The 15,172-nt window shown below is 41.1% G+C and carries 12 protein-coding genes; 5 read left to right on the top strand and 7 right to left on the bottom strand.

Going from position 1 to position 15,172, the window contains the following annotated elements; genetic code table 11:
* Positions 1–403: 403 nt before the first annotated feature.
* Positions 404–931 carry a sugar O-acetyltransferase gene (locus GQR52_RS19790; RefSeq protein ID WP_165729548.1) on the bottom strand — a complete coding sequence of 176 codons (528 nt, stop codon included), beginning with the start codon at positions 929–931 and terminating at the stop codon, positions 404–406.
* 158 nt (positions 932–1,089) lie between these two features.
* Here GQR52_RS19790 and GQR52_RS19785 point away from each other — a divergent pair, with 158 nt between their 5' ends.
* From GQR52_RS19785 to GQR52_RS19775, 3 genes are all read left to right on the top strand, one after another.
* Positions 1,090–1,854, top strand: a complete 765-nt coding sequence (locus GQR52_RS19785; RefSeq protein ID WP_165729547.1) for a DeoR family transcriptional regulator — start codon at positions 1,090–1,092, stop codon at positions 1,852–1,854.
* A gap of 46 nt (positions 1,855–1,900) precedes the next feature.
* On the top strand, positions 1,901–3,721 hold the full coding sequence (glmS, locus tag GQR52_RS19780) for a glutamine--fructose-6-phosphate transaminase (isomerizing) (protein WP_165729546.1): 1,821 nt from the start codon (positions 1,901–1,903) through the stop codon (positions 3,719–3,721).
* A 153-nt stretch (positions 3,722–3,874) separates the two neighbouring features.
* Entirely contained in the window at positions 3,875–5,176 is a 1,302-nt protein-coding gene (locus GQR52_RS19775; protein ID WP_165729545.1) for a DEAD/DEAH box helicase, read from the top strand.
* Between the two features lie 100 nt (positions 5,177–5,276).
* Here GQR52_RS19775 and GQR52_RS19770 read toward each other — a convergent pair whose 3' ends face one another.
* The 3 genes from GQR52_RS19770 to GQR52_RS19760 form a co-directional block, all read right to left on the bottom strand.
* Positions 5,277–8,498: a S41 family peptidase gene (locus GQR52_RS19770; RefSeq protein ID WP_165729544.1), complete on the bottom strand. Its 3,222-nt coding sequence runs from the start codon at positions 8,496–8,498 to the stop codon at positions 5,277–5,279.
* 155 nt (positions 8,499–8,653) lie between these two features.
* Positions 8,654–10,045 (bottom strand): 5-methyltetrahydrofolate--homocysteine methyltransferase, encoded by a 1,392-nt coding sequence (locus GQR52_RS19765; RefSeq protein ID WP_165729543.1) that lies wholly within the window; start codon positions 10,043–10,045, stop codon positions 8,654–8,656.
* Between the two features lie 31 nt (positions 10,046–10,076).
* Entirely contained in the window at positions 10,077–12,482 is a 2,406-nt protein-coding gene (locus GQR52_RS19760) for a TonB-dependent receptor (protein WP_165729542.1), read from the bottom strand.
* Between the two features lie 141 nt (positions 12,483–12,623).
* Here GQR52_RS19760 and GQR52_RS19755 point away from each other — a divergent pair, with 141 nt between their 5' ends.
* Together GQR52_RS19755 and GQR52_RS19750 are read left to right on the top strand one after the other, a co-directional pair.
* Positions 12,624–13,040 (top strand): MerC domain-containing protein, encoded by a 417-nt coding sequence (locus tag GQR52_RS19755; protein WP_165729541.1) that lies wholly within the window; start codon positions 12,624–12,626, stop codon positions 13,038–13,040.
* A 145-nt stretch (positions 13,041–13,185) separates the two neighbouring features.
* Positions 13,186–14,037 (top strand): alpha/beta hydrolase-fold protein, encoded by an 852-nt coding sequence (locus tag GQR52_RS19750; RefSeq protein WP_165729540.1) that lies wholly within the window; start codon positions 13,186–13,188, stop codon positions 14,035–14,037.
* 66 nt (positions 14,038–14,103) lie between these two features.
* On the opposite strand, the gene GQR52_RS19745 is transcribed toward GQR52_RS19750, so the two are convergent.
* From GQR52_RS19745 to GQR52_RS19735, 3 genes are all read right to left on the bottom strand, one after another.
* Positions 14,104–14,352 carry a DUF3297 family protein gene (locus GQR52_RS19745; protein ID WP_002963088.1) on the bottom strand — a complete coding sequence of 83 codons (249 nt, stop codon included), beginning with the start codon at positions 14,350–14,352 and terminating at the stop codon, positions 14,104–14,106.
* A gap of 231 nt (positions 14,353–14,583) precedes the next feature.
* Positions 14,584–14,793, bottom strand: a complete 210-nt coding sequence (locus tag GQR52_RS19740) for a cold-shock protein (RefSeq protein WP_007580429.1) — start codon at positions 14,791–14,793, stop codon at positions 14,584–14,586.
* Positions 14,794–14,980: 187 nt separating this feature from the next.
* The coding region (locus GQR52_RS19735; protein ID WP_165729539.1) for a cold-shock protein at positions 14,981–15,172 on the bottom strand (192 nt) is incomplete at its 5' end.

Genomic DNA, 15,172 nt, shown 5'->3' with positions numbered 1-15,172 from the left:
GAACTCAGTAGTGAAACGAAACAGCGCCGATGATAGTGTAGCATTTGCTATGTGAAAGTAGGACATTACCAGGCTTCAAATTGTAGAAACCCGTTACAGCAATGTGACGGGTTTTTTGCTGTCTGGGATTTAGTAAATAGCCAAGAGTCCATGCCGAACTCAGTAGTGAAGCCAAAGCTTCGACCGATGATAGTGTAGCATTTGCTATGTGACTCTCCACCGCTGTGGGCACTATGACATTACGCAGGCTTCACATTGTAGAAAGCCCGAATCTAACGATTCGGGCTTTTTTACGTCTGCAGAAAAGTAAAATACGTGCAATTAATGCGCACTCACACCAACACCCATCACGTAGGTCGGGCGAGCGCAGCGACTCCCGATGTTAAAATTACATCGAGAATAGCTACAATGTTCTTATTTCACGAGCTGGGTTACCCGCTACTACAGTATTAGGCATTACATTTTTAGTAACCACAGCACCCGCACCCAGAATACTATTTTCACCAATACTCACACCCGCTAAAATAATTGCACCTGCGCCAACCCATACGTTATTGCCTAACACGATAGATGCTGCAAAGTTTTCCTTATTAAGCCTTTTTGCTGGATTAGTAGCATGTGACACAGCTAAAAGCTGAACGTTCGGGCCAATTAAGCAATCATCACCAATGGTGATTGAGTGATTGGCTAATGGCGAGTCGAGAAGTGTGCAATTAATATTCATAAAAGTACGATCACCAATAACGATTTGATTACCGTAATCGCAATGAAAGCCTGATTCTATAATTACACCATCACCCGACTTTAAAAATAACTCCTTGATACGTTTTAAGTTTCCTTTACTTGGGCTCTTATTAAATAAACGGCAAGTTTCACCAGCTTGCTTTCGCTGTGCCAAGTATTCTTTACTGATACTGTTAAATGACTGCATTGTATTTATCTTTATAACTTAATTGGTTATAGCTTACCGTACTTTTAGTTTTATTATTATTAGAATAAAGCTGTGTTTTTTTGCTCGTTCACTTGCCATTTAGGTTGTTTCGTTTAAAATCGCATAACTTTCGAAACGAAACTTAATTCACGAGCTTTATGACTAAACGAAACACACAACAGCGTCGTCACAATATACTGGTTCAGGTTAATGAACTAGGTGAAGTAGTTGTTGAAAAGTTAGCTGAGCAGTTTCAAACATCAGAAGTAACCATTCGAAAAGATTTAACCTCGCTTGAAAAAAGTGGCTTATTACTTCGCCGCTACGGTGGTGCTATTGCACTACCTAAAGAAATTGTTAGCGATGAAGTAGATTCAAAGCGCAAAGTAGCGATAGCAAAAGCAGCAGCAAAACTTATAAAAGATCATAACCGCATTATTATTGATAGCGGACGCACTACGGCAGCTATGATCCCTGAGCTTGCTGATAAGCGTGGGTTAGTTGTTATGACCAACGCAATTAAAGTAGCGAGTCGTTTATTAGCGCTCGAGAATGAGCCAACACTTTTGATGACTGGTGGAACATGGGATCCGCATTCTGAGTCATTTCAGGGGCAAGTTGCCGAAAACGTATTATGCTCTTACGATTTTGATCAGCTATTTATTGGTGCGGATGGTATAGACGTAAAGCGCGGCACAACGACTTTTAATGAGTTAGTTGGTTTGAGCCAAGTAATGGCAAAAGCCGCTCGTGAAGTAATTGTAATGGTTGAATCAGATAAGATTGGCCGAAAAATACCAAATTTAGAATTACCGTGGAAAATAGTAACCACATTAATAACCGACAATGGCTTAGCAGACGAAAAACGCAAAGCAATTGAGGCGTGTGGTGTAAAACTAATTTGCGCAGAGATTATTGAATAGTAACTACAAAGTGAGTTACTAGAATTAAAAAATTAATGGAGACACTATGTGTGGAATAGTTGGGGCAGTTGCAGAACGTCCAGTAAACAAAATTTTAGTTGAAGGCCTTAAGCGTCTTGAATACCGTGGTTATGACTCAGCAGGCGTAGCCTTGCTTGATGGCAACACACTTAATACGGTAAAAGCAGTCGGTAAAGTAGTAAACGTAGAAGCAGCTCTAGAAAAAGCAGGTGTTAGCGGTCATACAGGTATTGCACATACGCGCTGGGCAACACATGGTAGCGTTACAGAAGCAAATGCACACCCACATGTATCAAACAACCAGCTAGCACTTGTGCACAATGGTATTATTGAAAACCACGCTACGCTTCGTGCAGCATTAAAAGCTGATGGTTACGAATTTTTATCAGACACTGATACAGAAGTAATGGTGCATTTAATTCACCAACTTCGTAAGCAACACACAACGTTACTTGCATCAGTACAAGCAGCTGTTAAACAGTTTGAAGGCGCATTTGGTACTGTTGTATTTGATAAAGATAACGACAACGAAATTATTGTAGCGCGCTCAGGTAGCCCTCTTGTTATTGGTTTAGGCCTTGGCGAAAACTTTATTGCGTCTGATCAATTAGCACTATTACCTGTTACTCGCAGCTTCATCTTTTTAGAAGAAGGCGACGTAGCACGTATTACACGTGACACAGTAGAAATTTTTGATGCAGACGGTAACGCAGTTGAGCGTGAAGTGATTGAATCAAACATTACGCAAGATGCATCAGGTAAAGGCGATTACCGTCACTACATGTTAAAAGAAATTTACGAGCAGCCACTTGCTGTACGTAATACCCTTGAAGGACGTTTAAACGACGACCGCGTAGCAATTGATGCCTTTGGCGATAGCGCTCAGCAAATATTTAAAGATGTAAAACACGTACAAATTATTGCCTGTGGTACGTCTTACCATTCAGGTATGGTTGCACGTTACTGGCTTGAGCAGTTTGCCGGTGTTAGTTGTAATGTAGAAATTGCCTCTGAGTTCCGTTACCGCCAATCGTTTGTACATGAAAACAGCCTACTTGTTACTATTTCTCAATCGGGTGAAACAGCCGATACGCTAGCGGCATTACGTTTAGCTAAAGAGCAAGGTTACATGGCATCAATGACCATTTGTAACGTACCTGGCTCATCGCTTGTACGCGAATCAGATCTTGCCTTTATGACTAAAGCGGGCGCTGAAATTGGCGTAGCATCGACTAAAGCGTTTACAACACAATTAGTTGGTTTGTTAATGCTTACTGCGTCTATTGCGCAAGAAAAAGGCCTTGATCAAAGCGCAATTGTAAATGCGATTAAAGTACTTCCAGCTAAGTTAGAAGAAACATTATTACTCGCTGATGGTATTGCAGACCTTGCAGAAGAGTTTGCTGATAAACACCATTCATTATTTTTAGGTCGTGGTTCACAATACCCAATTGCAATGGAAGGCGCGCTTAAGCTTAAAGAGATTTCGTACATTCATGCAGAAGCCTACGCAGCGGGCGAGCTTAAACATGGGCCACTAGCGCTTATAGATGCCGACATGCCAATTATTGTTGTAGCACCAAACAATGAGCTATTAGAAAAACTTAAATCAAACGTAGAAGAAGTACGCGCACGTGGCGGCATTATCTATGTATTCGCAGATAAAGATTCACACTTTGAGTCAGACGACACAATGCGTGTAATCAACGTAAACCATACTGACGATATTATTGCGCCAATTGTTTACACACTGCCATTACAGTTATTGTCGTACTACGTAGCCGTAATTAAAGGCACTGACGTTGATCAACCTCGTAACTTAGCAAAATCGGTTACTGTTGAATAACAAAGAGTTAGTGTTATAAAACTATAAAAGACGCGAAAGCGTCTTTTTTATTATCTGTAACTAAATACTATTTAAGCCACTAACCCCTACTTAATAAGGGCTAAATACGCTAAAATTACAGGCTACTTTTTTAGCAATGAGCCCGTAACATTCATGACCTCAGCAACAAGCCCTAGCACGTTTACCGAACTTGGCCTTATTCCAGAGCTATTAGCTCGTTTAACCGATTTGGAATATACCCAGCCTACGCCAATTCAAGCTAAGGCTATACCTAGTGTGCTTGCGGGCAGTGATTTAATTGCAGGGGCGAATACTGGCTCAGGTAAAACAGCAACGTTTGCGCTGCCTATGCTACAAAAAATGTTCGTTGAACAAGGTAGTAAAAGCGCAGCCAGCAAAGGTAACTTTGTAACGGGGCTTATTTTAGTACCTACTCGCGAGCTTGCTACACAAGTAGCCGATAGCGTTAAATCGTATTCTGCAAATTTTAATGGCGCAATTAAAACGGTTGCTGTGTTTGGTGGTGTGTCGGTTAATACACAAATGCAGGCTCTTCGTGGTGGCGCCGATATTATTGTTGCAACGCCTGGGCGTTTACTCGATTTAATCTCAAGTAATGCGATTAAGCTTGATAAACTAAATACGCTTGTACTTGATGAAGCCGACCGCATGCTAAGCCTTGGCTTTACCGAAGAGCTTGCTGAGCTATTAGCGTTAATGCCTGCTAAAAAACAAACTATGTTGTTCTCAGCTACTTTCCCTGAGCAAGTTAAGCTATTAACACAAGATCTCTTAAACGACCCTGTTGAAATACAAGTTCAAAGCAAAGACGAAAGCACCTTAGTACAGCGTGTGTTTAGCGTAAATAAAGGTGAAAAAACGACTGTTTTAGCGCATTTAATTAAAACACATAAATGGCGCCAAGCACTGATTTTTGTAAACGCGAAAAAAGACTGTGAACACTTAGCCAGTAAACTTGAAAAACGCGGTGTTAACGCACAAGTATTCCATGGCGATAAAGGTCAAAGTGAGCGTACTCGCGTAATCGAAAAATTTAAAGCGGGCGAAATCGAAGTACTTATCGCAACCGATATTGCTGCACGTGGTTTAGATATTGAAAAACTGCCAGTGGTAATAAACTTTAATCTACCACGCAGCCCTTCTGATTATATGCACCGTATTGGCCGAAGTGGTCGTGCTGGTGAAGTAGGTTTGGCATTATCTTTAGTTGATTATGAAGACTTTCATCACTTTAAAATAATCGAGAAGAAAAACAAGCTTCGCCTTGAACGTGAGGAAGTAACAGGCTTTGCTGTTAACCAAGCAAACCTTGATGCTGCACAGGCACTTAAAAATGAAAAGCCAATGGCAAAACCAGAAGGCACAGGCAAGAAAAAGAAAAAAAATAAAGCCGATGATATAGATGATGTATGGAGTGGTTGGAGAAAAAAATAAGCTTTAACACTATATGAGTCATTAAATTCAAGCCATTAAAAAACCCTGCAAAATATGCAGGGTTTTTTGTTGGCTCTAGTTTATTTTGCTATGCGGCAAATTAAAAGTCAGTTGGAGCAGGTGGCACTGTTAAAGGTTGTTTTGGATTAGCTTTAAGCTCATCTAACAGCTCTTCTACGGCGCGTTCTATTGAAGGGTCTTGCCCTTTATAGACTAACTCTGGACGGTCTATCACTTTAATGTCGGGTGTAACACCTTCGTTTTCGATTATCCAGTTACCTTGATTGTCTAATACACGGAAGGTCGCTGCGATCACTTGCCCACCATCTACCAGACTTGGGTTGCCAGAAATACCAATTAACCCTCCCCAAGTACGCGTGCCAATAAGTTTACCTAAACCTGCTTGGCGGAAGTAGTACGGAATAGCATCCCCACCTGAGCTTGAATAGCCGTTAATCAGCATTGCTTTTGGACCATCGTGAGCAAACTGTGGTGTTTTTGTTGGTTCTACACCACGGCGCTTCCAATAATTTAAAGGTTTGCGCGCTAACCACGTGATCATGTGTTCAGGAATAAAACCACCACCATTGTAACGGTCATCAATAATCATGGCGTCTTTTGTCGTTTGCGGCATATAATTTTTAAACATGGCGCGGTTACCCTCGTATGCCGTATTTGGTAAATGCACGTAACCAATTCGACCATTCGATAGCTTATCAACGTAAGCTGCACGTGAGTTAACCCACTCTAGGTAACGCAGTCCTTGTTCACTTGCCACTGGTTTTACAGTTATTTGCCATGCTCCTTTGCTGCGTGGTTTATTGTTAAGCATTAACTCAACTTGCTCACCTTGAGTGTTCTCAAGTAATTCGTAAAAGTTAGCAACGTCTTTTACAGAGCGTCCATTAACCGCAATTATGTAATCGCCGTTGTGGGCTTTAACGCCTGTAGTTCCCAGTGGCGAGCGAAGATCATCATGCCAGTTTTCACCTTGGAAGATCTGTTCAATTTTTACATAACCAGATGGATCGCTAGCGAGAGTTGCACCCAGTAAGCCATGGTTTTTACGTTCTGCTTTTGGCATATCGCCAGATTGAACGTAAATATGACCGGAATTAATTTCGCCCGCAATTTCGCTAAGAATGTAATCTAGGTCGCTACGATGCGCGATAGCATCAGCCATAGGCTGGTATTTAGCTAAAATAGCATCCCAATCTTGCCCATGATGGTTTTCGTCGTAAAACCAATCACGCAACGTACGCCAGCCTTCTACATACATTTGCTGCCATTCTATTTGTGGATTAATTTTCAACGTCATTTTGCTTAAATCTAGCTTGTTGGCGTCTAAATCTTGCTTTGGCTTAGGCTCAATTAAGCTGTAATTGTTACCAGCATGAACCAGTATATGTTCGCCATTACTTGAAATAGTGTAATTGCTAACGCCTTTAGCGACTGTTTCTAGCTCACTATCGTGCTCGGTACCAATAAGTTGTAAACCACCATTGGCAAGAGTAAGTACGCCGTCTTTTACTGCGGTTAAGCCACGGTAATCGCCCGCAGGGGCATTAAGTGCGGTAACACGCTGCATAAAGTCACTGCTTTGCAGTGCATTTTTAACTTTTTTGTCGTCTTCTTTTTCGTCATCTTTATCTTTTACAATAGTGGTTTCGTCACTTTGTAATGCAATAAGTGGCTTAATGCTATCGTTTACTGCAGCTGCATAAATACGGGTCGCGCGGTTAAACATGTAGTCAAATTCATAGCTGCTAAAGGCAAGGTTGAAGTCGCGCTCTGAGCTAAAGTACAGGTATTGACCATCTGGCGAGAAAGTTGGATTTTGCTCATTAGTCATTTCGTCGGTTAAACGCGTTATTTTTTTCTTGTCGATATTGTAATGCCATAACGAGGCGTAGCGATTTTCGTTATTTTTAACGTAAATAATATCTTCGCTATTTGGTGACCAAGTGTACTGGCGTATCCCTTCTTCATCGTAGATAGCGGTATCAATTTTATGTTGTTTACCCGATTTTGCATCTAACCACCACAGCGTATGGTTTTTGTCTGCAAACAGTAATTTAGAACTGTCTGGCGACCAAATAGGGGTAAAACGCCAAATTGTAGCATTGCTTGTTAATTGCTTAATGGCATTGTTTTTACTGCGATCTTTGAGATAAATTTCGTACTCGCCGGTTTCATCGCTCATGTATGCAATATAACGACCGTTAGGTGACCAGCTTGCGTCAATTTCTCTTCCTTTTTGGGTATATGAAAGATTGCGCGTTGGTCCTTGTTTTACGGGCACGCTAAAGAGTTCGCCACGTGCAGTAAACAGCGCACGTTTGCCATCGTGAGAAATCGACATAGACTCAATAAAGTCGCTTACATTTTTACTGTACGGCATGGCGTATTGACGAACGCCAGCAATATTAATGCTTAGCTTGGTGCTTTTTTCTGTTTTTGCGTCAAAGCGATATAAATAACCACCGTTTTCGTACACAACCGCATTAGGGCCCGCTGATGGCCAAAGCACGTCAAAGTTTTTATAGTTTGTAAGTTTTTTAGGCTCACTACCTTTGCGGTACTGGTAAAGGTTTAATGTGTAATCGCGGTCAGACACAAAATAAATATTATCGCCAACCCAGGTAGGTTGATGATCGGTTGCTCGGTTAGTTGTAAGTTGCTCTGAGGTATTATTTTCTAAATCGTAAATCCATACGTCTTGTGCACGACCACCGCGAGTACGTTTCCATGTACGAAATTCGCGATCGATTGGTGTATACACATACTTGCTACCATCTGGTGAAAGCATACCGCCGCCCGTTTCTGGAATAGCTAAAGGCTGCTCAAGTCCGCCGTCTGCAGGGACCATATAAGGGCGTCCCATACGTTTTCCCCATGGGGTGCGGTTAGCGCGAAACACTACATTTTTGCCATCGGCTGTCCAATCTAAAACGCGGTAATCAAAGCCACCACGTGGTGGCATTGGACCAACATCGTTATAGTAGGTAAGTTGCTTAAGGTCAGAACCGTCGCTGTTAATTACATAAATTTGGCGGCTGCCGTTATACTCGGCCGAAAATGCAATGCGCTTACCGTCAGGAGAAAATTTAGGAAATGTTTCAAAACCAATATGGTCGGTTAAACGTTTGCTTTGCCCTGTTTGCGTATTAGCAATATAAATATCGCCACTGTAAACAAAGGTCACGTTTTGGTTATGAATATCTGGAAAGCGTAGTAAGCGAGTGTCTTTAGTTTCATAGGCTGATACGCTCGGTGCGATAATCGCAGCCAAGGCAAGAGCCAATGTTGTTAGTTTTTTCATGGGATTACATCCTATATTAATAGCGGTTACATCATAACAATAAGGTTATAAATAGCGATGCACTTGCGATAAAAGGTCTGTTACAAAATGTGAATAAAAAAGGTTGGCATTAAATGCCAACCTTTAAGAACGTTTATATTATGTTGGGTTTTAAATTAATGATCGTGATCGTCTTCTTCTGCAATACCAAGCCAAGTAATAGCGCTAGGAGCAAAAGTTAACTCTAGTTCACCTTCAACCTCTAAGTCTTCTAGGTGTACTTGCACTATGTGTTGAGCAATTGGGTCGGCAATATAAGCAAACTCACCATTTTGAGCCACTGTCATGCTAAAGCTCATACCCTCAGGCATGGTTGATACATCTTGTTCGGTAATATCAACTTGGCCTGCAAGTTCCCAGTGCATTTCGCCGTCATGATCATGCCCCGTAAGTACATTTAAAAAGCCTAAGCTGTCGAGAACTAAAAAGTGTTCACCACTGGCTGAGAAAGAATAAGATATAGCACTTGCGCCATCGGCTAGTTGCAATTCTACTTCTTCCATTTCGGCATTTTCAGGATGAATACTCAGTAATACTGAGCCACTGCCATCGTGTCCTGCTGCAATACCAAAAATGGTGTCGCTATTTTCGTGGCCATATAAAGTACCAATGCGTTCAGTGCCTACAGCTTCTATGTTTGCCACTTTTTGTGCTTCGTATACATCATCTTGTTGATGAGCTATTAGCACACCATCACCACAACCAAATACAACATAGTCGTGGTTTTGTGCTGCGCCGTGTAAATCAGGACATGTAGGCGCTAGCGTTTGTTCAAGTTCGTATTCACCATCATGAAAATGATAAACACCGACTTGATCTGGCATTACTTTAGCAACTGATGTGCTCTCGCTATCATCACGGCGAATAGTTGATAATAAATGTTCACCACGTGGTTCAGCTACACCGTGCATATTTATATCGTAGCTAATACCAGGGAGTGTTGCTGTTGCGTTAGTAATATCGCTATCTGTTAATACTTCAACAGAAGCAGGCGCACCTGAATCTGCATCGCCATCGTAAAATATTGCTAATTGTCCGTCGTGAGTCATTAAGTGTGTAGGGCGGCTACCACTTGTTAGCTCGTAGCTACTAAATGCAGGGCCTTGCTCATAATCATGCAAGTGCTCACCGTGATCTTCGCGCCACATACCGCCGTCTATAAACCCTAGGTAATCTTGAGTTCGGTTTGTAATTACAGCGTAACGAAAGTCAGGCGAAGCCGACAACGTATTTGACTCATCGTTTAATACAAATGTATCAAGCAGTGCGTTATCGTCTAAATCAAAAAAGCTCGCTTCGTTGCTATCCCCAGCAAGTACGGCAAGTCTGCCAAGTGAGCTTATGGTAAAGCCGTCGTCATGATCATCATCATCGTCATGATCATGTTCGTCTTCTACAACAACAATTGGATCTTTTTCCACAATAGTGGTTTCTGCATCGCCACAGGCTGTGATAAATGTAGTACTAATTGCCAGTGCAATAAGCTTTAATTGATATAGTTTTTTCATGTTTATTTCCTTTAATTATAATTTTTAACGCTTAAAAATAACCGCGAATACCTAGCGCAAAACTACGTCCTGGACGTGGCGCTATATCCTTTACAAACGAGCTGTGCACGCGTGCTTCTGTATCCGTTAAGTTTGTCCCTTTTAGATACAATGAAAGGTCTTGATTAAGTACTGATAAGTCATAAGACACACTTGCATCAACTAATGTGTAACCGTCTGTGGCTGTTTCTTGTGGGGCGGTGCGATCTTGCTTTTGATAGCGAGTAACGTGAATATGCGCACTGAGTTTATCTGTTTGATAGCTTAGTTCGCTGCCAAAACGAAGTGGCGGTGTGCGTGGTAAATCGCCGCCGTCTTTAAGGCGTGCACGAACGTAGTCTGAGAATAAATCTACTTTAAACTCATCGGTTATTTGCCACGCAATTTGCGCTTCAAAACCATGTAAAATTACGTCGTCTGTTTTAAATAAATAAACCGGTAGTTCTGATGAATGGTCGTGCTCGTCAACGCCTTCTTCTTCGTCATGGTCGTGGCCACTTTCGGCGAATAAACCGGTGTCTATTTGGTAATAGTAGTTATCTACTTGGTTGTAAAAGGCATTTAAAATAAAGCCAACATCGCCTTGAGTTTTACGCAGGGTTAAATCGATATTATTGGCTGTTTCCAGATCTATTGCTTGATCAGATAAACCTAAATGCCCGTCGTCGTCTAAATCAAATAGTGCGCCTACTTCGTAAGTGCCAGTACCAATATGTGCCCCAAACGATAACAACTCAGAGGCAGAAGGCGCACGTTCAGAGCGAGATACCGAAAGCCCTAAGTTATAGTCAGGTGTAAAATCCCATACTACCCCTGCCGATAAACTGACTGGCGTAAACTCATGCTCTACATCAAATACGCGAGTAATTTCGGCACTTTCTTCGTGATCATGTTCGTCGGCTTCTTCTGCTTCATCGTGTGCGTGAGCGTCAATGTCTGGCAGTAATACGTTGCCAGCTTCAATTGTTACACGCTCTATACGTCCACCTACTTGCACTAAAAAATCACCAAAGTGCCTTTCTTCCATTAATGCTACAGCAAAGCTTTCTGTCTTTGATGGAGGCGTAAAAGCCTCTTCACCTTGTGCTTCAACATCGCTTTGTTTGTAATGAAAGCTAATGCCGCCATTCCACTCGCTAAATTGGTTATGTAGTAGGTCTATACGTAATTCATTTGTTTCGTTTTTAAAGGTAGTGCCAATAGCGCCCCCTTCAATTTCAGCGTGTTCGTAGTCGGTATGGCCAACGCGCAGGTTTACTTTGTTTAGCCATTTATTATCTAGGTTGTACTCACCTAATAATTGCACCTTAGTTTGCTCTAAATCAGCAAATACGCTCTCTTCTTCGTCGCTGTGTTCTTCCTCTTCTTCTTCATCGCCGTGCGTATGACCAGGAATGCCGTATTGACGATTAAATTGCTCTACCGCTATGCCAATAAATCCGTTATCCATTAAATAGCTAGCGCCAACAGTAAAACCGTCGGACTCTTCATTACTGTTTTCAACAGTGTAATCGCCATGATGCTCTTCACCGTTGCTATCTATATCGGCAGCTACAGGCACCTCGTAGTCGTCGGCTTCACGCCAAAATGCATCGGCATAAAAAGCAAATGAATCAGTGCCTGTGGTGGCATTAAACGAGGCCACTTTTTGGTTATCAACAGAGTTATGTTCTACGTTCCACTCGCCGCGTGTTGTGCTGTCGGTTGGTACGCGGTTATCTACCACATTAACCACCCCGCCAATCGCGCCGCTGCCATAAAATAAGGTTGCAGGACCACGTAATACTTCTATTTGTTGTGCGGTCGATGCTTCTGACGCAACAGAGTGATCAGGGCCAACTCTTGATACATCGCTAACATCAAGACCATTTTGAGTAATGAGTACACGCGGGCCGCTTAAACCACGAATAATAGGGGTACTGGCAACTTTGCCATGAAAGTTAGTATTTACACCAGGGAGCTTTTCTAGGGTGTCACCCAATGTAGCAGCTTGATCGCGTCTTAACTGTTCGCCAGAGAGCACACTTACAGGTGAGGCAGATTCCATTGCCGACATATGAATAGGGGTTGCTTCAATATCAATAACTTCAATAGGCGAACGCTTTAAATTAAACGTAACAGATTGGTTTTCATCATTCGTTATTGTTATATCACGATGAAGATGGGCATAACCAGAGGCTACAACGTGAAGCTCTTTTAAGCCATTGTTTAGCTCTGCTATAACAAATTTACCGTTTTTATCGGTGATGACTTTAAGGTCTGAGCCTTCAACTTCTACCGCTGCATTGGTAACTACTTTACCTTTGTTGTTTAAAACAACGCCTTCTATTGTGGATGCAAGCACACTAGCCGGCAATAAAGCTGCTATGAGAACAGCTAATTGTGATCTACGTTTCATTTGACTACCTTGTTGGGTGTTATATTATATCAATTATGCGAGTAATGTTATAATATATCAATAACAATTAACTGATGTTATAAAAATGTCTCCTTAAAAGTAACGTTTTTGAGTGGAGACACTGATTTAGTAGAGGAAATAATGAAGTCGAGTCAAAGTGTTATGGATCGTATGGCAATAGGGTTATCGGTAATGTGCACAGTGCATTGTTTTGCAACCCCGGTTATTTTAGCGTTATTACCAAGCTTTGCTGTAATGCAAATAGATAGTGAGCAATTTCATTTATGGATTCTTGCGGCGGTATTGCCCACCAGTTTACTGGCATTGAGCTTAGGCTGTAAAAAGCACAAGCGTAAACGTTATATGGCCTGCGGCGTTATTGGGCTGTCTTTTATGATATGTGCGGTATTGCTAGGGCATGAGGTGGCTGAAAAAGCACTAACCTTAATAGGCTCGGCTTTTATTGCTGTAGCTCATTGGTTTAATTACCAGCAATGCCTTAAACAAAATGACGACAACTGCCCATGTTCAGGCAGTGAGCCAGACCAAGCGGTTTAATGCTATAAGTGCTGGTGGTTTAAACGAAAGCTACACTGGCACTTTATTTTTTATTTAAACTTTGTTTTTTGGATAGCTTAAATATTCGCTAAAAGTACTTTAAAGTAGGCACTTAATTTATTTTTAGCTTAGGTTAACCAATACAGTGCCTCTTATTTTAAAATCTCTTTTGCTTTTAAGCGCCTTAATATGTTTTAAATTAAGCGCAAATACCCCCTACCAAATCCCTAGAAGTAGCGTTATTGAGCTCACTGAGCCCGAAACTAATCGGGTATACCCTGTTTTTATTCAGCTCCCTAAGTCATATAAAAAACACCCTGAAAAAATATATCCGGTTATTTATTTAACCGATGCACCGTATACGTTTCCTATTGTGGCGGGAGCTACACGGTTTCCAATGAATAGCGGCAAAATGCAGCAGGCTATTATTGTGGCCATTAGCTACGAAAAAGGCTCCAAAGGGTCTAATAGCCGAATTAGAGACTACACACCAAATAAGGCTAAAAGCTGGAAAAAACAAACTGGTAACGCTCAAAACTATGCGCTGTTTTTAAAAAATATTGTGCTGCCATATATAGAAAATACCTACCGAGCAAGTAGCACACATAAAACCTATATAGGTAACTCTTTAGGCGGGTTATTTGGCGCCACTATTTTATTTACGATGCCCGATTTATTTAGCAGTTATATAATTGGCAGCCCATCAGTCTGGTTTAATAACAATGCACTATTAGCGTTAAAAGTGAATAAGCCAAAATTGCCTATAAGGGTATATATATCAGTTGGATCTATGGAAACGCCAGCTTTCGGCGAAGGGCAAAATATGGTTGAAGGTGCTAAGCAGCTAACGCAAAAAATTAATGCGCTTAAAAGTGACAATATAGAATTAAAAAGTGTTGTTATTGACGGCGCTAATCATGCAACCGCATTTCCAACAACAGCAATACAGGGGCTTGATTGGGTGCTGGGTAAAGCGAAAATTAATATAATTAAATGATTTTTAACAAGCACAAAAAAAGCGACTACCCAATATGGTAGTCGCTTTTTAGTAAGTATGATTAGCTTACTTATAAAAGGCTTCAACAGTGCCTTTTCTTGTAAGTAAAAGGGGTTGTCCGCGACGATCAAGCCCTTTTGGAGATGCAAACTTTATCCAACCTTCACTGATGCAGTATTCTTCAACATCAAAACGCTCTTTGCCGTTGAACGTGATACCAATATCGTGTTCAAAAACTTCTTCCACATGATGTGGGCTGCGTGGGTTAATAGAAAGGCGATCTGGTAAAGCAGGTTTTGCGGTAGTGTCGTTCATGGTCATATTCTATATTGAATGAAGTATGCGCTATTGTAGGCAATACAACGCTTTCGCTCAAGAGAGATAGTAGTAAATGTGTTTAAAAATGTACTAATTAATGAGTTGTGTATACAAATGAGATTGTGCTGGGGAAATATTTACAGAAGGGTTTTTGAAGATATTTGACTAAAAAATTATAAAGATAAATATATTAATGGGTTATTTCTAACCCACTAAATTGTTTAGCAATTAGATGCTAACAATGTTCTCGGCTTGTGGGCCTTTTTGACCTTGAGTAACAGTAAACTGTACACGTTGGCCTTCAGCTAGAGTTTTGAAACCGTCGCCAGAGATTGCGCTAAAATGTGCAAAAACGTCTGCGCCAGATTCTTGTTCGATAAAACCAAAACCTTTTGCTTCGTTAAACCATTTTACTGAACCAGTAGTTGTATTAGACATAATATGTATCCTAAAAAATTAATATAAGTGTGCCTGAAAAGAGGCGATTGAGCCGGAAAAAATAGTTAACTTGAGGATATCGCGTAGGATTATTACTAAAACAACTCGGTACTAACAAATAAAACAGAACTTCTTTCAAACTAGTATTCAAAATGGGTTATTGCTAACCCATCAAATTGTTTAGCAATTAGATGCTAACAATGTTTTCAGCTTGTGGGCCTTTTTGACCTTGAGTAACAGTAAACTGTACACGTTGGCCTTCAGCTAAAGTTTTAAAACCGTCGCCAGAGATTGCGCTAAAATGTGCGAACACGTCTGCGCCAGATTCTTGCTCGATAAAACCAAAACCTTTTGCTTCGTTAAACCATTTTACTGAACC

It is taken from the genome of Pseudoalteromonas sp. 31A1 (assembly GCF_011378815.1).
Classification (GTDB): Bacteria; Pseudomonadota; Gammaproteobacteria; order Enterobacterales; family Alteromonadaceae; genus Pseudoalteromonas; species Pseudoalteromonas arctica.
The sequence above is the reverse complement of the archived record's forward strand: the minus strand, read 5'-3'. Positions and strand labels throughout refer to the sequence as shown.